This is a genomic window from Fredinandcohnia onubensis (assembly GCF_002734285.1).
Classification (GTDB): Bacteria; Bacillota; Bacilli; order Bacillales; family Bacillaceae_L; genus Ferdinandcohnia; species Ferdinandcohnia onubensis_A.
Map to the genome: position 1 here is coordinate 13,145 of NZ_NSEA01000008.1, position 19,023 is coordinate 32,167.

Genomic DNA, 19,023 nt, shown 5'->3' on the forward strand with positions numbered 1-19,023 from the left:
ACTTCATCCAAGGTTTGAGGAACATAACTTAAGCTACATTGACGAGTTAAGTACTTCACCAAGCGCATGAGGAACATAAGCTATGTTTCATCAACAAGTTAAGTACTTCATCCAGGGTATGAAGAACATAACCCAAGTTTCATCAACAAGTTAAGTACTTAAATCAATCCCATAATTAATAACCAAAACAGGCACCCAACCTGGGTGCCTGCCATTACAGAACTCTATATCGATGAGGCTTGTTTATTGATCCACGGATGTAAGCGAGCATACAACAGCATGAAGATTGTTGCCACTATCAATCCTTTTAGTAAATTAAACGGTAAGATTGCGTAAACCACCATTTTGAGTGTCTCTGGTGAAGACATCGCTGGGATATTCAAGAAAAAGTTGAATGCCGGTAAGAAGACATAATAGTTAAGAACACTCATGATGATGGCCATCATGGCTGTGCCGCCAATTAATCCGATTGTTAGGCCTAATTTTGTTTTTAATAGTTTAAAAATGTAGTAGGTTGTTAGAACAAATATAATCCCTGCTACAAAGTTTGAGATGTGACCGACGGGTACACCTGTTTCACTGCCGGTAATAAAATAATCAATCAAGTTTTTGAATAATTCAACTAAGATACCGGCCATCGGTCCAAAAATAAGTGCTGCTAGTAAAGCTGGAACATCACTAAAGTCGACGTTCAAGAAGCTTGGGAATGTTGGCAATGGAAAATTGAAGAACATTAGGATGTACGAAATCGTACTCAACATTGCAATTGCCACAAATTGACGTAAAGGTATTTTTTTCATTTTTCTTTCCTCTCCTCTTTTGTCGATCCACCTCAAAAGAAGAAAGGTTCAGCTTGTTAAGACATACCCAAATAATAACCCCCAAGAAATAGTTTCTTGAGGGAGTTAATGTAAAGGCATGCTTAATAAACGTTCAAAACGTAAAAATTTTTGAACGCGCAGAACCTCCATCTTCTCCCATCCAGACTATACTGTCGGCTTTGGAATCGCACCAAATCCTGCCTTGCGGCTCGCGGGCTTAGAGAATTAACTCATCACCGCCGGTCGGGATTTTCACCCGGCCCCGAAGATAGATCATTATTTAATTACAATTTATTGTATCAAGTTTATAGATTATTGTGAAGCAATTTGCTTCTAACCGCCCAATTAATTATAAAAGTTCCCTGTTTCTTAAGCTAACGAGTTCTATTTAGGTGGACAAAAAATAAAAAAACAGCAGAAATCACACGAATTTCAGTATCAAAAAAGCATCGGTTTTAGCTTCGATGCTTATTAATCGTTTTAATATTTAGGATAAAAAATCGCAATCTAATCTGCTATTAGTAAGTCCCATATTGGGTACACCTGCTAATGGTATTTAAAGAATTAAAAATATAAAAGCTATATGTCCCACAGATGTAATTCCTACAACTGCCTGTCCGATAATACTAATTACTTTAGAAATATCACTTTTCCAATCTTTCCTCATCATATAACCGAGATAAAAAAGAGATACAATCGGACTAAAATATCCTAAAATCCCCAATACGCTATTCCATTCAGTATACCTATCAACGGAAAAAATCACTAACAACGCAACATTAAATACTAACAATAGGTAATTTTTCAATTAACTTCACCCCCTCACGACTTTTGCTATTTATTTTTCAATTTTAGAGTGTATTCCCAATGACCTTTAATAATTTCAGTTGTCTATTTACCTGAAATACAATATATCTTCAATTTTAAATCTCTTGTCTGTAATACCCAACGCTGTGTGGAAGTCAACTTCTGCATAACAAATGATTTATAAGGAAGGCAGAAATTGTCGTTTTATTTTTTACTCAACTGGCAATCCCTCCGTCTGCGATTCCTCGATATCCAATAGCTTCGAGAGTTTCTTGGTATTCCGCTTTTTCAATGCCCAATCTCGAAACCGTTCATCCCCCTGAATTTGGTTCAATTAAAATTCAACAAACTTCATTTATGGTGTAATCAATTTAGTTTAGAGTAGGTTTTAACCAAATCTAAAGTTTTCTGCGGTAATTCCCTATCGTTCTTTGTTAAATTCTTCTCTTTTGGCATCATAAATCGCAAATTTATCGCTCCCATTTGATAGGGAAAATACCCTAATTTTAGTATATATTATAGAACCGTAAAATTGTAAATAATATACGTTGTACAATGGCTATTGTACAAGCAAGTTTTTCTGCTAAAATCAGTGTCATTTTTACTTGGGATTTCAACAAATGTCTATATACCAACAAAAAATGACCTACTCGCTATCGCGTATAGGTCTGTGATTTTTTATGCTATTTTACTGTTTTGTCCCCCAAAAGAGAACCCGTTATTTCTTAAGCAAAGGCATTTACTTTCCATCCACAACTTCTTTTAATATCTCATACGAACGTTTTTGTTTATTTGGATCATAAATGTATGAAACTGCCATTAGTTCATCGACATTATATTTTTCTTGGAAATTTGTTAATTGGTTCCGGATGGAATCTTTACTTCCTAATAAAGTAACACTGGACATAGAAGTTGCCATTTCTTTTTCAGGCTGATTCCAAAGGTCATCCATGTTATCAACGGGTGGCAGTAATGGGTTTTGTGTACCACGAACAACATTTAGGAAAAATTGTTGCATGGTTGTGAGTTCCCGTTTAGCCTCTTCATCGGTTTCTGTTGCAATTACATTTAGGCAAACCATCATGTATGGTGAGCTTAAATATTCCGATGGTTCAAAACGTTTACGGTAAATGGTAATAGCTTCTTCCATGAACCGAGGTGCAAAATGTGATGCAAAAACATATGGCAGTCCTAATTTGGCAGCCAAATATGCTGAATCCGTTGAAGAGCCAAGAATATATATTGGTACATTTGTACCAACTCCCGGATAAGCTTTTACATAGCCTTGTTTTTCCATTGGTCCAAAGTATGTGAGTAAGGCATTTACATCATTAGGGAAAGTATAGACAGAATCATTATGTGAACGTCTTAAAGCACTTGCGGTCATCATGTCCGTTCCTGGTGCACGGCCAAGCCCTAAATCAAGACGGTCTGGATAAATGGTCGCCATTGTTCCAAATTGTTCAGCCACAACAAGTGGTGAATGGTTTGGAAGCATGATGCCCCCTGATCCAACCCGAATTTTTTCGGTGTGTTCTAAGGTATGTTTTATTAAAATTGGAGTTGCTGAACTAACGAGTGTTGGTGAGTTGTGGTGTTCAGCAATCCAATAACGTTTGTATCCCATTTGTTCTGTTGCTTGTGCTAGGTCAACCATAGCATTGATTGCGTCTTTCCCATTCTCTCCCTTGCGAATTGGAGCAAGGTTTAGAACGGAGACTGGTATATTTATATTTGTCATTTCACGAATCCCTTCTTCCATTTTTCTTCAGTCCTATTTTATCAATTGAAAGGAAAGAAACAAACTTTCCTGCTTGAGTCAATATTCCTAGGAATATTCAGACCATTTGAATCAAGTTTATTTAACTAGTGTGTGATAAAATTTTAGACTATAGAATTATTGGAATAATCAAATAACATTCAAAGGGGGCACTTTATGTCAAATCTAAATCTTAATACGCAAATACATGCACCTACGAGTTATAAAAAGAAAATAGCGATGATTGGCCCAGGATTTGTTGCAGCAGCAACCGGCGTAGGAACTGGTGATCTGGTAGCAGCGTTGGTTGCAGGAGCAGGTTTTGGTCTAGTATTTGTTTGGGCAATTATTCTTGGTTCTATTTTTAAATATTTTCTAAATGAAGGTGTGGGTCGATTGCACCTTGGTACAGGTAAAACGATCATCGAAGGCTGGCAACAAATGGGGAAATGGGCTACTGGTTATTTCGGTGTTTACTCTGTAATTTGGGGATTTGTGTATGGAGCTGCGGCAACCTCTGCCTGTGCTTTGGCCATGAGCGCGATGTTCCCCGTTCTTCCCTTTTGGGCATGGGCTGTTATTCACGCAATTGTAGGATTCCTCCTCATTTGGAGTGGTCGTTATCTCCTATTTGAAAAAGTAATGATGTTTCTAATTGGTCTAATGTTTGTTTCAGTAGTTGGTTCTGCAATGTTATTCCTCCCTAACATTGGTGATTTATTAAAGGGGTTTGTCCCAACTGTTCCAAAAGGTTCCTTCATGCTTACACTCGGACTAATTGGTGGTGTTGGTGGAACAATCACGATGGCTTCGTATGGTTATTGGTTAAGAGAAAAAGGCTGGAAAGGAAAAGAATGGATTCCGATGATGAGGTTAGACGCAAAGGCAGCCTATTTTATGACTGCGTTGTTCACTCTTTCTCTATTAATAGTAGGAAGTCAGTTTCTCTATGGTAGTGGAATAGAAATTCAGGGAGAGCAAGGGTTATATCAATTATCTGAAATGATTGGGGATAAATTTGGTAGCGTATTCACATGGCTCTTCTTAATTGGATTTTGGGCTGCTGCATTTTCTTCTCTTTTAGGAGTTTGGAATGGGGTTCCTTATCTATTTGCAGATTTTGTACGACTAATGAAAAAAGAATATCATCGATCAGTTACTGAAAAAGATCCAGCATATCGTGCGTATTTAGCATGGTTAACCTTCCCTCCTATGCTTCTTTTATTTTTTGGTAAACCAGTTGAATTAATAATTTTGTACGGTGCGCTTGGTGCTCTGTTTATGCCATTTTTATCGATAAGTTTATTGTGGTTGCTTAACTCCAAGCGTGTTGGAAAAGAGTATAGAAATAATTTACTATCTAACATTGTATTAGTAGCATGTTTGATCCTATTTGTGATTTTATCATTTCAACAGTTGGTAGGATTATTCTAAAACATATTAAACACTTTCTATTCGCAACGATAGAAAGTGTTTTTTTTGCTATGATTGCAAAATTTAATAGTAATAATCTAATTAGTACAAACTAATTAGGATAAATTAGGTTAAGGTGGAATAGTTATGCATTTTTTTGCTTCCCAAGAGCATCTCACTGCGGTTGAATGGATACTCAGAGCAATTGTAGGTTTCGCATTCTTTATCGTGATAGCTAGAATGATGGGGCAGCGAACGATTTCCCAGGTTGGGCTTCTTGACTTTGTTATTGTCTTACTAATTGGAAATATTATTGCTCATCCATTATCAGATGAGGGATTAGGTTTAAAAGGTTCGATGATTACAATGACTGTAATATTGATCTTATATTTGATTGGTATTTTATTAAGTTTACGTTCACATAGAATAAGAAAATTGTTTATCCCCTCTCCTATCCTACTGATTGAAAATGGAAATATACTTTATAAAAATTTGAACAAAGCACGGATTTCAATTGATGTACTATTATCAGAATTAAGGATGAAGAGTACGGAAGATATTCAGAAAGTTGCACTTGCGTTTTGGGAGCCCGGTGGTTCTTTTTCAATCTTTTTAAAAAGTGAACACCAACCGCTTACCCCGAGTACCATTAACAAACCTATTAAACCTTTCAATTATCCTAGGACTTTAATCAAGGAGAAAAAGATTGACTATAACGAATTACAGCAAATTGGTAAAAATGAAGATTGGCTGTTACAAAAAATTTCAACCACCTACAAACATGTTACACTTAATGAAATTCTACTTGGAACAATAGATGAAAATGAAAATGTGACAGTATTTCTATATCACTACTGAAATCTCCAGGGAGTATACTATATACTCCTGATGATGTACTTAACTCAATAATGAAGCTTAGGTTATGTTCCTCTTACTCTTGATGAAGTACTTAACTCGTCAATACTAAAATACTCCTCTCTCAAATTGGTCATACTAACCAAATGAACATTTTGGATATTGGAGGATTATGGTTTGGAACATTCATGGATCTCACTTATTCCTTTTTTAATTGTAATTGGAATGGCGATTTGGTTAAAGGATATTTTACCTGGACTTGTTTTAGGATTATTGGTTGGGGCAATCCTTGTTACATCTGATGTTTTAGGTGGAACCCAGCAATCAATTACATATATTGTGGCGACTTTATCTGATCCAACAAATATTAAAATCGTAAGCTTTTTATATGTTTTTGGTGGTTTAGTTGGGATGATGAACATCGCCGGAGGTATCAAAGGATTTACGGAATGGATTGGGGAGAAAATTAAGACTGAACGTGGCCTGCTAGGATTAATTTGGCTTACGCTCCCTTTTACCTTTATGATGCCAATGTTTCGGATTATGATGATTGGACCCATCATAAAACAACTCATTAAAAAAATGAACCTATCAAAACAAAAGGTCGGTATGACATTAGATATTTCAACCGAATCGGTTATTGTTCTATTACCTGTTGCAACTGCATTTGTTGGATTTATGGTTTCACTTGTCGAAGTTGGCATTAAAGGACTTGATTTAGGGATGTCAGCCTATCAAGTATTTTTATTGAGTATTTTGTTTAATTTTTATGCGATTGTGATGCTTCTAATTGGAATCATCCAAACGTTTTGGCCATCTAAAAAAAGCCATAAATCCCAACACCACACAGATGAAGAAGAACATGATCATGAATTTCACCGAATGGGTATTAAGAAAGAACTTTCTCTTGTAAAAGCGCAGCCTTGGCATTTAATTGTCCCGGTGTTTTTACTTCTAGGATTGTCTCTCTATCTATTATGGGAAAACGGCAGATCACTTGGTGCTCAAACGGTTTTTGAAGCTTTTTCAATGGCTGATGCAACTTTTGTCATGCTGCTGGCTGTATTCATAACACTGATTTTCACTTTTGTGTTTTATGTGATTCGAAAGCAGAAATTACATGAAATTATGTATCATTTTTACGATGGTGGAAATCAAATGATGCAGGCGATTACCCTTCTTATCCTTATTTGGGCTCTTACTTTATCGGCCGAGGAGCTCGGATTTTCTGAATTTATAAGTTCCACTTTAGGGTCATTTTTACCAGGATTTTTAACACCTGCGACGATTTTTCTAATTGGGTCAGTTGTTGGGTACTTTATTGGTTCTTCTTGGGGAACTTGGGGGTTATTTATGCCGCTTGGAATTGCTTTGGCCCTATCAACTGGTGCCTCCATCCCACTAACCGTAGGAGCTGTTTTTGCGAGTGGTGCATTTGGAGCATTAACTTCCCCACTTGGTGACACAACGATAACTACGGCATCAATCTTAGATTTAGACCTAGTCGAGTATGCACAATATAAATTGAAGGTTTCAGCAATAGGGGGTGTAATCGCCATCGCGTTATATATCATTGGTGGTTTGGTATTCTAAAAAAGACTAAACCATACAAGTTTAGTCTTTTTTAGGTATTAGAAGTTACGTTCTTGATATGTTTTGAAGGCGGGATTTTTTATTACGATTCCGACAATTATAAATCCAAAAATAGAACCCACAATTGAGCTAAAAATAAACGAAGGTATGAAACCAAAAATGGCTGCATCCTGTCCAAGAATAAGTGTGGCAATTGGATAACAGGCTATTGCCCCTAAGAACCCTGTTCCAATTATTTCGCCTGTCATTGCCATTGAAGCCTTCTTTGTTTTGGAATATAGGAATGCTGCTAAAAAAGCCCCTATCATACTTCCTGGAAAGGCGAATAAAGAGCCAGTTCCAAGCATGTTTCGAAGTAAGGATACAGAAAAAGCTTGAAGCACGGCATATGCTGGACCTAAGATAACCGCTGACAAGACATTAATAAAGTGCTGCATAGGAAATACCTTTGTGAACCCTATTGGAATTGCAAATAAATGACTTGTAACTGTTCCGATTGCGACAAGCATTGCTGTTAATGTCATTTTTAGTGTTTTACTCAAGATGAATCCCCCATTACCGATTTAATTCATTACCAAACCGCCGTCAACAATAAGGTTTTGACCTGTTACCCCTTTACCCCAAGGTGATGCAAAGAAAAGAACTGCGTTTGCTACATCTTCTGGTGTTGTTACTTTTTGAAGAGGTGTAGATTCCTTAATCAATTGGAATACCTCTTCAGATGTTGCCGAACTCGCATCAGTTGTTTGAAGTAATCCTCCAGAAATCATGTTTACGTTTATTCCATATGGACCGAGGTCTTTTGCCATGTTCCGAGTGAATCCTAAAAGTGCAGCCTTGCTTGTGTTGTAATCATGGTAAGCAACAACAGGATTCTGAAAAAGATTCGTACCAATTGTTATAATTCGTCCAAAACCAAGCTCCTTCATGTCTGGAAGGGCTGCTTGTGTTGTATGTAAAGCTCCTTTTATTGCTCCTTCGAGCTGTGTGTGAAAATCCTCCCAAGAAATAGTTTCTGCGTTCTTTCTTGCGATTGGGTCAAAACGAAAATTGATTAAGGCGTTATTTACAACGGTTGTTATAGGTTGATCAAAATAATTCTTCGCTTCAATAAATAGGTTCTGTACTTGTTCACGATTCCTCACATCAGCTTGAATGGCAATCGCATTTTCACCAATTTCTTCTTGTAGAGAACGAGCTTTCGCTTCACTTTGAAAATAGTTAATTACCACCTTTGCCCCTTCATTAGCGAAAGCTTTTACGATTTCCTTTCCTAATCCACGTGCACCACCGGTAACGAGAATAACTTGATTTTGTAGTTTCATTCTAGTAGCCTCCTCATAAGTAAATAAGAACAACGCAAAAAAGCCAGTTCCACATAAATGGACCTGGCTTAAGGTATCAAGAGAAAATGGACATTTTCCATTCTACTTTCCTCCGCCGGTATAATCCGGATCAGGTCCAAAGGGTTAAAAAACGCACGCTTTTCTCTCAGCCCAATCGGGCACCCCTAGTAGTTTACGAATATTCTTTCTATAAGGATAGTATGTACTTGCAAAAATGTAAAGGTATTTGATGGATTCAAGATTCTAAGATTCATTATATGGTATAATATGGATAACAGTCTGAATATTCTATTTATAGAAAGGAGTGCTGGGATGTTATTTTATTTAATGATTGCTCTATTTGCAGTAGGAATCGGAGCGATTGGTTGCGGGATCTTTATGTTTTTTGTAAAAATGGAAAAGAAAAAAGCGTTTATTATAAGTTTAATAGGATTATTCATTATTGTTGTGACCATGAGTTCTGGTAATCTTCGCCCCTCCTATGAGAAAGAAACTTCAATAATTGTTCAGGAAGTATCAGTATCATCCGAAAAAAATGGAGATGGAGAGTACAGTTGTAATGTTAGTGATCCTTACTCCGTGTATCAGTTTTATAGTGAAGATAAAAAAGAGGTCGAGGATTTTTGTGCTCAATTTAGTAAAGGTGAAACATATGAAATCACATACCAGTTTAAATCTGGTAAATACACCATTTTAGGAGTAATTAAGTAAAGGCCGGGAGATTCCTGGCCTTAAATATATTTACTACCTTCTCTAACACTTAGCTTTGGCAATGGTGTTTCATTTATAAAGTGACGGACTGAATTTGGGTTTGTCTTTGAGTACTCGCGCAAAGCCCAGCCAATTGCTTTCTGGATAAAAAATTCTTTACTAGTAGCGTTGGCTTTTATGTATTTGTAGAGGATGGTTTCATTTGTTTCTTCCTTATATTTTAACTGGAAAATAATGGATGAACGTTTAAGCCATAAGTGTTCCCCAAAAGCCCAACCTTCGATTTTTTCCTCTATTGTACTAGGTGTTACTTTACCTATATTTCCAACTAGATGTGGAGAAAGAACATCGACCGTATCCCACCATGATTTTGTAGTAATGAGCTCCTCTATAAAAGGTAAATGGCTACTATTGATTTTTTTAATAGATTTAACTAAGTAATCCTGTGCAGCATATTGGTATTCCCGTTCATCCTTCATCCACAACTGTGTGACAAGTTCAAGGTTTAAATCCTGTTTTAAAATACCTGTTTCTTTATAGAAATCACGTGTTAATTGTCTTCTTAAAGGTGTTTTTATCCCAAGGAATGGAAAATGGTTTTTCATATACTTTTGCATCGGTACTGCGTTTTCGGGATTTCTATTTCTTTCGAATAACGTAACGAGATAATTTAAATCGTCCATTGGTATTGCTCCTTTAAAAGATTCGATATCCTAATTGTACTTGAAGCTCCTTTTATTACAAAAAAAAAATACTATCTTTTCTATGTAAGAATACGTACGAAAAGATAGTATTTCGAATTCGTTACCGTTACTGCATTTTAATAGGAGTTACGACTGCAAATAGGTTTTCTGTTGGATTGTTGAGGTTGACTTCTATTACTTTATACCCTTCACTATCCTTGTAATCATTTGTAACTGGTGTTTTAATCTCGTTGCTCATTTTCCGTACTTCCCTTCTAACATTTTTCTCACACAATAAGTAGTATATGATTGGGTAACGAAAATGTGCTTCCTTATGAAAAAAAATTTTTAGCTTTGCGTTTTTAATGCCTCGATACGGACGCGGTCCATAAATTCCTTTACAACATCGTTATTTGCATTTTTACTGCTTAGTTTCAGCATGGCACGTCCGACAAAATTAACTCCTTTGTTTTGTCCCTCATATATGATTTTAGTGTGGGACTCGTCAATTTTTAGTAGGGTGAAAGTTGTAGTGATCTCGAATGCTTTTCCTAGTACAAAGCTTGTTTGTTTTATCTTTTTATTATCGGTGTTTTCATATTGTGTCGTTTCAACAATATAGGTTTCTACACGTTTTCCTTCCCGATATTTTTGTTGGTGCTTTGCCCCTACCTCTCCTTCTGTTTTTTCGATCAGGGTATGCTCCTCTACTTTCGGCATTATTTTCTTTATATGTTCGTCCGAAAATAGATTCCAAACCTTTTCAATATTGGTCTCAATTATCGCTTCTTCTTTCCATTCAATCATTCGTTGTCCTCCTTACCAGATGCGAGAAATTCATCAATCTCTTCCATTTGTTGTCGTAGCTCTACGATTTGGTCCTCGATTTTATTTCTTTTTTGAATGAGTAATTTTTCTAGATTTGCGAAGGATTCATCCTCCATGACAGAAATCATTTCTTGTATTGAAAAGCCAAGGTCCCTCAGTTTTACAAGTAGTATTGCTAGAAAAAAACTACCATCATCATAGTAGCGGTACTTATTTTTGGGATCGATATAGGCTGGTTCTAGAAGTTTAACTTCCGCATAGTATCGCAAAGTTTCCTTGCTTAATCCGGTCAATTCCGCAAATTCACTGATTTTGTACATCCTCGCCCTCCCTTTTTATCATAAGGTGTGGGGTGCACCCCTCGGTCAACAGAAATATCAATTTTATTTTAAAGTTTGTCCATCTAGTAGTTCTTAATAACAGATTTCACCTATATATTGTATTAATAGATTCCATTAAAAGAAAGGTGGTTGCTACATTGATCGAAAATTCATTTTATACACAAGAATTCCACGGACCCTATGAACTATTTAATTTAGGAGATTTCAAACTTGAGGAAGGTGGCATCATTCCAAACTGTCAACTCGCCTATGCTACATTCGGAGAACTTAACGAAGCAAAAGATAATGCTATTGTCATTCCTACTTGGTTTTCTGGTACAAATAAAGCCTATGAACCATATATCGGCGAAGGACGAGCATTGGACCCTTCTAAATACTTTATCGTAATCATTAACCAAATTGGAAATGGTCTTTCAAGCTCACCACATAACAGCCCTGCTCCAATAAGTATGTCGGATTTCCTAGATGTAAGAATTGCTGATGATGTACGAGCTCAGCATCAATTCCTTACTGAAAAATATGGTATCAATGAAATTGCGTTAGTTGTTGGCGGGTCAATGGGAGCACAACAAACATACGAATGGGCAGTTAGATATCCCGATATGGTTAAACGTGCTGCTCCGATTGCTGGTACTGCCAAGAATACGACACATGATTTCATCTTTACAGATACACTAATCGAAGCGATTACTTCAGATCCCGGCTGGAATTATGGAAACTATCAGTCTTGTACAGAAGTTGTCGACGGATTAAACAGGCATGCTAAAATATGGGCTGTTATGGGACTTAGTACGGAATTTTACAAACAGGAAAAATGGCGTCAATTTGGTGTCAATTCTGTCGATGAATTCGTCAACGACTTTTTACAGCCTCTTTTTGCAGCGATGGATCCAAACGCGCTATTAACAATGGCTTGGAAATGGCAACGCGGGGATGTAAGTCGAATGACGAATGGTAATCTAGAAGAAGCGCTTGGAAGAATCAAAGCAAAAACATTTGTTATGCCAATTGATGAAGACATGTTCTTCCCTCCGCGTGATTGTGAAGCAGAACAAAAATTGATTCCTAACAGTGAACTTCGTGTAATCAACAGCATTTGCGGACATTTTGGCTTGTTCGGCGCAGATGGTCCAGCTTATTTTGAACAAATAGATAAACACCTTAAAGAACTTTTAGCGACTCCTGTATAAAAGACTTTATTTATAATAAAGGATCTCGCCATCTACCTGCTAGATGGCTTTTTTGTTTTAGTTTATGCGTAAAATGAACTAGAAAGAGCCATATTAGTATAATACTAACTGGGAAAGGATGGTATTTCATGAAGAAGGATGAACATCTGAAGAATCAGGTACTTTATATCACGAACCCTGCTTATGATGCATTGCAATCAGAAAATTTGCTTGAGGATCATGATGATGAAATTGATCGTGAACAGTTGTCCCTATTGAATAGAGAATTATAAAATAAAAAAGGAGGACAATTTAGACATTGTTCTCCTTTTGTCATTTAGTCAATGGGTGTAATTTCTACATTTAGTACACCAACACTTGGCGCTGCACCCAGTGCTTCAAACGCTTTACGGTGAAGATTGATTCGATTCGCTGGGAATTTCTTCACTTCATCAACCACTGTTACGATGATATCTTGATTCGGGACAAACGAAACATTTCGGATACGTAAACGTTGGCCACATTTAAAAGGGCTGTTTTCTCCTACGGCTACAGTCATGTTGTTATCATAGGACCACCCAATTTCACATTTTGTTGGCGTACCTCCCCATGTCCAAGTGGCCTTACCTAAAATAATATCAGGATTTCGATTCCAATCCCACCCATAGTAAGGTGCTGGATACTGTGGTACGTATTGTTGGAAATAATACTCATCATACATATTCCGTGGTTCTAAGTAACCATGACAATAAGGGCAGTAATAACCAGACGTATGTCTTATCATCTCACTTCTACTCCTTTGAAACCATTATTTTACTAATTACTTCGTCTACTTAAATGTATGTAAAACGACTAGTATTGGTTCCTAATAGAGTATTACTTAGGTTTTATCGTTCGAAGTGATAAATAAGTTCGTCTTAATTTCCTTCTTCTTGGTTTTGTAAGCGAAACAAATCAAGTAAATCATTCTTGTTCGTAACAAGGTCTTCTAATGTATATCCATATAGCACATTAATGAAAGCCTGTAATGCTTCGTGTAGGGCACGTTTTAGTTTGCAAGATGGTGAAATTGCGCAATAGCCTCCGCCCTCTTTAAAGCATTCAACGATGTTAAAGTCGTCTTCTGTATTCGATACGACTTCTCCGATATTAATCTCCTTTGGATGCTTAGCAAGCTTAAAGCCTCCATTACGCCCTCTAATTGTTTTGATATATTCCAGTTTTCCTAGATGATGTATGATCTTCATTAAATGATTTTTTGATATATTATAAGCTTCCGCAATTTCCTGTATTGTGGTTAATTCTTCGTCTTTTTTCATTGCAAGATACATTAACACACGTAGTGAATAATCCGTATAATTTGTTAATTTCATTTTAAAAAACCCCTTATATTGGTGAGTTCTTTATAAGTATAGCATGAAAGTCCTATTTCTACTTTAAATGTGACAACTTTTCAAAAGATGTATTATAAGGGTATCTTTTATTATCACTGTCATTATATTATAAACATGTATTTAAAATATTGGTTTAGGAAAGGACGTTTTACCATGCTTAGCCAAAAAACAATTGAAATCGTGAAAAGCACAGTTCCAGTACTAGAAAAATATGGGAAAGCTATTACTACTCATTTTTACAAGCGTATGTTCACTAATAACCCTGAATTATTAAATATTTTTAACCATGCAAATCAAAGACAAGGCCGTCAACAAACTGCATTAGCAAACGCAGTATACGCAGCTGCTGCTAATATTGATAATTTAGCGGCGATTATTCCAGTTGTAAAACAAATTGGTCAAAAACACCGTGCATTAGGAATTCAACCAGAGCATTACCCAATCGTTGGTGAAAATCTTCTTGGTGCAATTAAAGAAGTATTAGGCGATGCGGCGACGGATGAGATCATCAATGCATGGGCTGAAGCTTATGGTGTAATTGCAGACGCATTCATCGGTGTAGAAAAAGAAATGTACAATGAAGCGAAGGAACAACCTGGTGGCTGGGAAGGTTTCAGAAACTTTGTTGTTGATCGTAAGGTACAAGAAAGTGAAGTGATTACTTCTTTCTACTTAAAGCCTGAAGATGGAAAAGAAATTGCATCTTATCAAGCTGGTCAATACTTAACTGTTAAAGTACAGCCTGAAGGTGATGAATATACTCATATTCGCCACTATAGTCTTTCAGATGCACCTGGAAAAGACTATTACCGTATCTCTGTAAAACGTGAAGAGCATGGTGTTGTTTCAAATTACTTACATCAAGAAATTAATGAGGGCGATGTAATTACTGTAAGTGCACCAGCTGGTGACTTTGTCCTTGAATCAAAAGAAACTCCGGCTATTTTAATTAGTGGTGGTGTTGGATTAACGCCAATGGTCAGCATGTTAAATACGATTGTAGAACAACAACCTGAACGTGAAGTCATGTTCATCCATGGTGCTCTTAACAGTGGAGTTCATGCATTAAAGGATGAGGTTGCAAGTATTGCAGCAAAACATGATCATGTAAAGAACTTTGTTGCTTACTCTGCGCCTACTGAACAAGACCGTCAGGATATGAATTTTGATAAGGAAGGTTTTATTGACCTTGAGTGGTTAAAAGCAACTGTAGATACGAAGGAAGCAGACTTCTATTTCTGCGGTCCTGTTCCATTCATGAAAGTGATGTATCGTTCACTAAAAGAATGGGGAGTTGCATCTGAAAACATTCACTTCGAATTTTTCGGACCAGCAAGTGAATTAGAAGAACCAACTGAAGCTGTTACTGCGTAAGAAATCTAAATAAAAAAGTGCCAATCGTCTACTTTATGTAAGAATCGATTGGCACTTTTTTTATAATCGAAAAAGAGTACGAAATCTCATAACATTATAAAAAAATGCTGCATCCCTGCCCTCTTTTGTATAGCGATTTCGCTGTTGTCGTAAGCACTCCATAAAAGCTAAGTCGCAGTCCCGTGACGGTCCATATCTTTGATAACAAAGGTCATGTCTCATACAACATGAATCAACACGATTCGTCGGTGGACCCGTACCGCCACAGCCTGGACCACACCATCTATATCCTGGCATACAAAAACCAATTCCTCTTCTCCTACTCATGAACACTCCCTCCTTTTTATTGTAATGAACTATATTCATAAAATATGTTCTGATTCTATGAAAGGAAGGGCAATTGACATGATTATCTATAGGACAATTAAAAAATAATTGAAATATCTGATAAAAGTTTGGTACTATTATTCTAATATATTGACCATTATTCAAGGCCAATGGAATATTCATTTGCCTTTTTTTATTAAATATAATTTCTACTCTCAAAGAAGGAGATTGTAATGAAGAGAAAATTTCATTATGCGTGGATGATTGTATTTGTCACATTCCTCGCATTCTTAGCTGTCCAAGGTGGAAGGCTTGCATTCGGGGCTTTCGTGGAACCTTGGGAAAAGGATTTACATATGGATCGTGCAACAACATCTCTTATTTCCACACTAAGTTTTGTTATTTATGGATTATCGCAACCTTTTATTGGTAGGTTGATAGACAGGTATGGCTCACGACTTATTTTATCAATTAGTACCTTACTTGTTGGGGTTAGTTTCTTTTTTATCACTTTTGTTACACAACCATGGCACTTATTCGTCCTCTACTCCCTTGTATCAGTTGGAGTCGGTGGTGCTTCAAATGTGGCCGGTACAGTTCTTATTACGAATTGGTTTAATAAAAAGCGTGGGCTTGCGCTAGGAATTATGGAAGCAGGCTTTGGTTTTGGTCAAATGCTTCTCGTTCCTGGATCATTAATGTTGATTCATTGGTTTGACTGGAGAACAACCATTTTTATATTAGGGGCATTGTTGATTATTATCGTGTTCCCTGTTGTTCTACTCTTTTTACGGAATCATCCGAATGAAAAAGCAATGGAGCCTTTAGGCGGAAAAATCATCGAGGAAGAAGAAACAAAGTCAGACTCCTCAAAGAAATCTGTTTCACTTAAGGTACTTTTTAAAATGCGCCAATTTTGGTTCATAATGCTCCCATTTGCTGTCTGTGGGTTTACGACAACAGGTTTAATGGATACACATTTAATACCTTTATCCCATCACCATGGCTTTTCACCAACTGTGACGGGTACAGCAGTAAGTATTTTAGCGGCTTGTAATATTGTTGGAATCCTACTATCTGGTGTTATCATTGATTATTGGAGTAGCCGAAAATTATTAGTGTTCATTTATTTTACACGCGCATTATCAATTGGAATTCTAATCTACTCACATAATACTTTGTTGCTATTAATTTTTGCGGCCATTTTTGGATTTGTTGATTTTGCTACAGTTGCACCAACTTCATTATTGGTAACCCAATATTTTAAAGATTATTCAATTGGTTTTATTGTTGGATGTCTGTCTCTCAGTCATCAAATTGGCTCAGCACTTGGTGCTTATATTCCTGGACTTTTATTTAGTAATTATGGGAATTACGACTTATCTCTATATCTTTCAATTTTTATTGTTCTAATTGCGGCGGTTATGAATCTCTTATTACCTGAACCAAATCGACTAAAGTTAGTTGAAAAAAGGGCAAGCTAACTTTTTAAGCTTTGCACCTTTTTTTATTATTCTACCTATTTATGAAAAAATAGAACCATTTTCATTTGTATTCTTATTTGGCCATAGTGTAAAATCTTTAAGCAGTACTGATTTTGTGCGAAAAGGAATACGAGGAGAAAATGATATGAAAAGCATTTTACGAAACTTTATTAATGGTATTTTGACAATTGTTCCGATTATTTTAGTTGTGTACGTTATTTTTAAAGTGTTTTTGTTTTTAGATGGGATATTGGGGAACTTCCTGAAACCTTATTTAAGAGAAGATTATATTCCTGGTATTGGGCTTTTACTCACGTTTGTAGTCATCACGATCTTGGGTTGGTTATCAACGAGAGTATTTGCCGGAGCTCTCTTTCGATTGGTTGACAGACTGTTAGAGAGAATTCCGTTAATCAAAACGCTCTACTCTGTTATAAAGGATACATTTAACTCATTTCTTGGAGAAAAGAAATCATTCTCAAAAGTCGCACTTGTAACGATACCGGGTACAGAAGTAAAAGCAATTGGTTTTATTACGACAGAAGATGTAGAAAGTTTTTATGATCCATTAAAGGATTATGTAGCTGTATATATTCAACAAACTTTCCAAATCGCTGGCTTTACCTTCCTTATTCCGAAGGATGAAATTGAAATTATTGACGTTAAACCTGAGGATGCAATGAAATTTGTCGTATCTGGTGGAATGACTTCTAAATAGATTCTCCCTCATTTTTGAAGTCAAGAAAAAGGAACGCATATAAAGTGCGTTCCTTTCATTTTAATAATTCTTCATATATTGTTCCCTTTCCCAAGGGTGAACAGATGTGCGGAATTGATCCCATTCGATTTCTTTTGCTTCAATAAAATGTTCTAGTAGGTGGATACCTAATGCATTTTTTATGACCTCATCTTGTTTTAGATGTTCCAATGCTTCTGATAAGGTTGCTGGTAAATCTATAATCCCATTTTCAACCCTTTCCCCTTTTGACATTACATAAATATTTGAATCAACAGGTGCTGGTGGAGTTAATTTATTCTTAATTCCATCTAAACCTGCAGCTAGAAGTACAGCCATTGCCATATATGGATTTGCGGATGGATCAACACTACGAACTTCAACACGAGTACTTAAACCACGGGACGCTGGAATTCGAATAAGTGGACTTCGATTTCTAGCGGACCAAGCAACATAACATGGCGCTTCATAGCCAGGTACTAAGCGCTTGTAGGAATTTACTGTAGGATTTGTAACTGCAGTAAAGCTAATTGCATGCTTCATAATTCCTGCAATAAATTGTCTCGCTGTTTCACTTAGTTCCAATTCTCCATTTTGATCATAAAAAGCATTTTCTCCATTGCTGAATAATGATAGATTACTATGCATTCCTGAACCGTTAACGCCAAACAAAGGTTTTGCCATAAAGGTTGCATGGAGACCGTGCTTACGTGCAATGGTTTTAATGACTAGCTTGAATGTTTGGATGTCATCACACGCTTTTAAAGCATCTTGGTATTTAAAATCAATTTCGTGTTGGCCTGGTGCTACTTCATGATGGGAAGCCTCAATTTCAAATCCCATTTCTTCAAGTTCAAGGACTATGTCTCGACGGCAATTCTCTCCTAAATCAGTAGGTGCTAAGTCAAAATAGCCTCCTTGATCATTTAATTCGAGAGTTGGATCGCCATGTTCATCCAATTTAAATAAGAAAAACTCAGGTTCAGGACCGACATTGAACTCTGTGAAGCCAAGTTCCCTCATTTCATGTAACATTCTTTTTAAGTTACTGCGAGGATCTCCTTCAAATGGTGTTCCATCTGGATGATAAATGTCACAAATGAAACGGGCTACTTTTCCTTTTTCTGCTGTCCATGGGAAAATAACAAATGTATTCAAGTCTGGGTATAAATACATATCAGACTCTTCGATTCGAACAAAGCCTTCGATAGAAGAACCATCAAACATCATTTTGTTATCCAATGCTTTTTCAAGCTGACTAACAGGTATTTCAACATTCTTAATCTGACCAAATAAATCAGTAAATTGTAATCGAATAAACCGAACATTTTCCTCTTTCACGATTTGAATAATTTGTTCTCTTGAATATGAATGTATGGGTG

The 19,023-nt window shown here is 36.5% G+C and carries 22 protein-coding genes and 2 riboswitches; of the genes, 9 read left to right on the plus strand and 13 right to left on the minus strand.

Going from position 1 to position 19,023, the window contains the following annotated elements; translation table 11 throughout:
* Window positions 1-224: 224 nt before the first annotated feature.
* The 3 genes from CKJ95_RS08135 to CKJ95_RS08145 all read right to left on the minus strand — a co-directional run bounded on the left by CKJ95_RS08135 (window position 225) and on the right by CKJ95_RS08145 (window position 3,369).
* Window positions 225-800 carry an ECF transporter S component gene (locus tag CKJ95_RS08135; protein WP_099352914.1) on the minus strand — a complete coding sequence of 192 codons (576 nt, stop codon included), beginning with the start codon at window positions 798-800 and terminating at the stop codon, window positions 225-227.
* A gap of 165 nt (window positions 801-965) precedes the next feature.
* Window positions 966-1,095, minus strand: a riboswitch (FMN riboswitch).
* A gap of 282 nt (window positions 1,096-1,377) precedes the next feature.
* On the minus strand, window positions 1,378-1,629 hold the full coding sequence (locus CKJ95_RS08140; protein WP_099352915.1) for a hypothetical protein: 252 nt from the start codon (window positions 1,627-1,629) through the stop codon (window positions 1,378-1,380).
* A 738-nt stretch (window positions 1,630-2,367) separates the two neighbouring features.
* Window positions 2,368-3,369 carry an LLM class flavin-dependent oxidoreductase gene (locus CKJ95_RS08145; protein WP_099353209.1) on the minus strand — a complete coding sequence of 334 codons (1,002 nt, stop codon included), beginning with the start codon at window positions 3,367-3,369 and terminating at the stop codon, window positions 2,368-2,370.
* A 195-nt stretch (window positions 3,370-3,564) separates the two neighbouring features.
* Here CKJ95_RS08145 and CKJ95_RS08150 point away from each other — a divergent pair, with 195 nt between their 5' ends.
* From CKJ95_RS08150 to CKJ95_RS08160, 3 genes are all read left to right on the plus strand, one after another.
* Entirely contained in the window at window positions 3,565-4,821 is a 1,257-nt protein-coding gene (locus CKJ95_RS08150) for an Nramp family divalent metal transporter (protein WP_180271446.1), read from the plus strand.
* A gap of 126 nt (window positions 4,822-4,947) precedes the next feature.
* Entirely contained in the window at window positions 4,948-5,658 is a 711-nt protein-coding gene (locus CKJ95_RS08155; RefSeq protein ID WP_099352916.1) for a DUF421 domain-containing protein, read from the plus strand.
* Between the two features lie 174 nt (window positions 5,659-5,832).
* Window positions 5,833-7,248, plus strand: a complete 1,416-nt coding sequence (locus tag CKJ95_RS08160) for a Na+/H+ antiporter NhaC family protein (RefSeq protein WP_099352917.1) — start codon at window positions 5,833-5,835, stop codon at window positions 7,246-7,248.
* Window positions 7,249-7,286: 38 nt separating this feature from the next.
* Here the strand turns inward: CKJ95_RS08160 and thiW are convergent, their stop codons facing one another.
* Both thiW and CKJ95_RS08170 read right to left on the minus strand, forming a co-directional pair.
* A complete protein-coding gene (gene thiW / locus CKJ95_RS08165) occupies window positions 7,287-7,790 on the minus strand; it encodes an energy coupling factor transporter S component ThiW (RefSeq protein ID WP_099352918.1) in 504 nt (167 codons plus the stop codon).
* A 21-nt stretch (window positions 7,791-7,811) separates the two neighbouring features.
* A complete protein-coding gene (locus CKJ95_RS08170; protein ID WP_099352919.1) occupies window positions 7,812-8,573 on the minus strand; it encodes a 3-oxoacyl-ACP reductase in 762 nt (253 codons plus the stop codon).
* 90 nt (window positions 8,574-8,663) lie between these two features.
* A riboswitch (TPP riboswitch) is annotated at window positions 8,664-8,770 on the minus strand.
* Between the two features lie 136 nt (window positions 8,771-8,906).
* On the opposite strand from CKJ95_RS08170, the gene CKJ95_RS08175 reads away from it, so the two are divergent.
* Entirely contained in the window at window positions 8,907-9,305 is a 399-nt protein-coding gene (locus tag CKJ95_RS08175; protein WP_099352920.1) for a hypothetical protein, read from the plus strand.
* A 20-nt stretch (window positions 9,306-9,325) separates the two neighbouring features.
* Here the strand turns inward: CKJ95_RS08175 and CKJ95_RS08180 are convergent, their stop codons facing one another.
* The 4 genes from CKJ95_RS08180 to CKJ95_RS08190 all read right to left on the minus strand — a co-directional run bounded on the left by CKJ95_RS08180 (window position 9,326) and on the right by CKJ95_RS08190 (window position 11,136).
* The gene (locus CKJ95_RS08180; RefSeq protein WP_099352921.1) at window positions 9,326-9,988 is read right to left on the minus strand and encodes a DNA alkylation repair protein; all 663 of its coding nucleotides are present in this window, start codon (window positions 9,986-9,988) and stop codon (window positions 9,326-9,328) included.
* Window positions 9,989-10,115: 127 nt separating this feature from the next.
* Window positions 10,116-10,247 carry a hypothetical protein gene (locus CKJ95_RS23770; protein ID WP_257215736.1) on the minus strand — a complete coding sequence of 44 codons (132 nt, stop codon included), beginning with the start codon at window positions 10,245-10,247 and terminating at the stop codon, window positions 10,116-10,118.
* An 89-nt stretch (window positions 10,248-10,336) separates the two neighbouring features.
* A complete protein-coding gene (locus CKJ95_RS08185) occupies window positions 10,337-10,795 on the minus strand; it encodes an SRPBCC family protein (RefSeq protein WP_099352922.1) in 459 nt (152 codons plus the stop codon).
* Window positions 10,792-11,136: a MerR family transcriptional regulator gene (locus CKJ95_RS08190; protein WP_099352923.1), complete on the minus strand. Its 345-nt coding sequence runs from the start codon at window positions 11,134-11,136 to the stop codon at window positions 10,792-10,794. The genes CKJ95_RS08185 and CKJ95_RS08190 overlap by 4 nt, the downstream gene beginning before the upstream one ends.
* A 158-nt stretch (window positions 11,137-11,294) precedes the next feature.
* Here CKJ95_RS08190 and CKJ95_RS08195 point away from each other — a divergent pair, with 158 nt between their 5' ends.
* Together CKJ95_RS08195 and CKJ95_RS23320 are read left to right on the plus strand one after the other, a co-directional pair.
* The gene (locus CKJ95_RS08195) at window positions 11,295-12,347 is read left to right on the plus strand and encodes an alpha/beta fold hydrolase (protein WP_099352924.1); all 1,053 of its coding nucleotides are present in this window, start codon (window positions 11,295-11,297) and stop codon (window positions 12,345-12,347) included.
* Window positions 12,348-12,475: 128 nt separating this feature from the next.
* Window positions 12,476-12,619 (plus strand): hypothetical protein, encoded by a 144-nt coding sequence (locus tag CKJ95_RS23320; RefSeq protein ID WP_180271447.1) that lies wholly within the window; start codon window positions 12,476-12,478, stop codon window positions 12,617-12,619.
* A gap of 44 nt (window positions 12,620-12,663) precedes the next feature.
* Here the strand turns inward: CKJ95_RS23320 and CKJ95_RS08200 are convergent, their stop codons facing one another.
* Together CKJ95_RS08200 and CKJ95_RS08205 are read right to left on the minus strand one after the other, a co-directional pair.
* Window positions 12,664-13,110 (minus strand): RlpA-like double-psi beta-barrel domain-containing protein, encoded by a 447-nt coding sequence (locus tag CKJ95_RS08200; RefSeq protein WP_099352925.1) that lies wholly within the window; start codon window positions 13,108-13,110, stop codon window positions 12,664-12,666.
* Window positions 13,111-13,243: 133 nt separating this feature from the next.
* Entirely contained in the window at window positions 13,244-13,699 is a 456-nt protein-coding gene (locus tag CKJ95_RS08205) for an RrF2 family transcriptional regulator (RefSeq protein ID WP_099352926.1), read from the minus strand.
* A gap of 174 nt (window positions 13,700-13,873) precedes the next feature.
* Here CKJ95_RS08205 and hmpA point away from each other — a divergent pair, with 174 nt between their 5' ends.
* On the plus strand, window positions 13,874-15,094 hold the full coding sequence (gene hmpA / locus CKJ95_RS08210; protein WP_099352927.1) for an NO-inducible flavohemoprotein: 1,221 nt from the start codon (window positions 13,874-13,876) through the stop codon (window positions 15,092-15,094).
* Window positions 15,095-15,154: 60 nt separating this feature from the next.
* Here hmpA and CKJ95_RS08215 read toward each other — a convergent pair whose 3' ends face one another.
* Window positions 15,155-15,421: a Parvovirus coat protein VP1-like protein gene (locus CKJ95_RS08215; protein WP_099352928.1), complete on the minus strand. Its 267-nt coding sequence runs from the start codon at window positions 15,419-15,421 to the stop codon at window positions 15,155-15,157.
* Window positions 15,422-15,654: 233 nt separating this feature from the next.
* Here CKJ95_RS08215 and CKJ95_RS08220 point away from each other — a divergent pair, with 233 nt between their 5' ends.
* Window positions 15,655-16,905, plus strand: coding sequence for an MFS transporter (locus CKJ95_RS08220; RefSeq protein ID WP_099352929.1), 1,251 nt, complete (start codon window positions 15,655-15,657; stop codon window positions 16,903-16,905).
* A 145-nt stretch (window positions 16,906-17,050) separates the two neighbouring features.
* Complete coding sequence (locus CKJ95_RS08225) at window positions 17,051-17,623, plus strand: DUF502 domain-containing protein (RefSeq protein WP_099352930.1); 573 nt, start codon at window positions 17,051-17,053, stop codon at window positions 17,621-17,623.
* Between the two features lie 60 nt (window positions 17,624-17,683).
* Here the strand turns inward: CKJ95_RS08225 and glnA are convergent, their stop codons facing one another.
* On the minus strand, window positions 17,684-19,018 hold the full coding sequence (gene glnA, locus CKJ95_RS08230) for a type I glutamate--ammonia ligase (RefSeq protein WP_099353211.1): 1,335 nt from the start codon (window positions 19,016-19,018) through the stop codon (window positions 17,684-17,686).
* Window positions 19,019-19,023: the final 5 nt, after the last annotated feature.

Coding starts and splice junctions, on each gene's coding strand:
- CKJ95_RS08135 (WP_099352914.1), bottom strand. CDS start 800: ATGAAAAAAATACCTTTACGTCAATTTGTGGCAATTGCAATGTTGAGT.
- CKJ95_RS08145 (WP_099353209.1), bottom strand. CDS start 3,369: ATGACAAATATAAATATACCAGTCTCCGTTCTAAACCTTGCTCCAATT.
- CKJ95_RS08150 (WP_180271446.1), top strand. CDS start 3,565: ATGTCAAATCTAAATCTTAATACGCAAATACATGCACCTACGAGTTAT.
- CKJ95_RS08155 (WP_099352916.1), top strand. CDS start 4,948: ATGCATTTTTTTGCTTCCCAAGAGCATCTCACTGCGGTTGAATGGATA.
- CKJ95_RS08170 (WP_099352919.1), bottom strand. CDS start 8,573: ATGAAACTACAAAATCAAGTTATTCTCGTTACCGGTGGTGCACGTGGA.
- CKJ95_RS08175 (WP_099352920.1), top strand. CDS start 8,907: ATGTTATTTTATTTAATGATTGCTCTATTTGCAGTAGGAATCGGAGCG.
- CKJ95_RS08180 (WP_099352921.1), bottom strand. CDS start 9,988: ATGGACGATTTAAATTATCTCGTTACGTTATTCGAAAGAAATAGAAAT.
- CKJ95_RS23770 (WP_257215736.1), bottom strand. CDS start 10,247: ATGAGCAACGAGATTAAAACACCAGTTACAAATGATTACAAGGATAGT.
- CKJ95_RS08185 (WP_099352922.1), bottom strand. CDS start 10,795: ATGATTGAATGGAAAGAAGAAGCGATAATTGAGACCAATATTGAAAAG.
- CKJ95_RS08190 (WP_099352923.1), bottom strand. CDS start 11,136: ATGTACAAAATCAGTGAATTTGCGGAATTGACCGGATTAAGCAAGGAA.
- CKJ95_RS23320 (WP_180271447.1), top strand. CDS start 12,476: ATGAAGAAGGATGAACATCTGAAGAATCAGGTACTTTATATCACGAAC.
- CKJ95_RS08200 (WP_099352925.1), bottom strand. CDS start 13,110: ATGATAAGACATACGTCTGGTTATTACTGCCCTTATTGTCATGGTTAC.
- CKJ95_RS08205 (WP_099352926.1), bottom strand. CDS start 13,699: ATGAAATTAACAAATTATACGGATTATTCACTACGTGTGTTAATGTAT.
- hmpA (WP_099352927.1), top strand. CDS start 13,874: ATGCTTAGCCAAAAAACAATTGAAATCGTGAAAAGCACAGTTCCAGTA.
- CKJ95_RS08215 (WP_099352928.1), bottom strand. CDS start 15,421: ATGAGTAGGAGAAGAGGAATTGGTTTTTGTATGCCAGGATATAGATGG.
- CKJ95_RS08220 (WP_099352929.1), top strand. CDS start 15,655: ATGAAGAGAAAATTTCATTATGCGTGGATGATTGTATTTGTCACATTC.
- CKJ95_RS08225 (WP_099352930.1), top strand. CDS start 17,051: ATGAAAAGCATTTTACGAAACTTTATTAATGGTATTTTGACAATTGTT.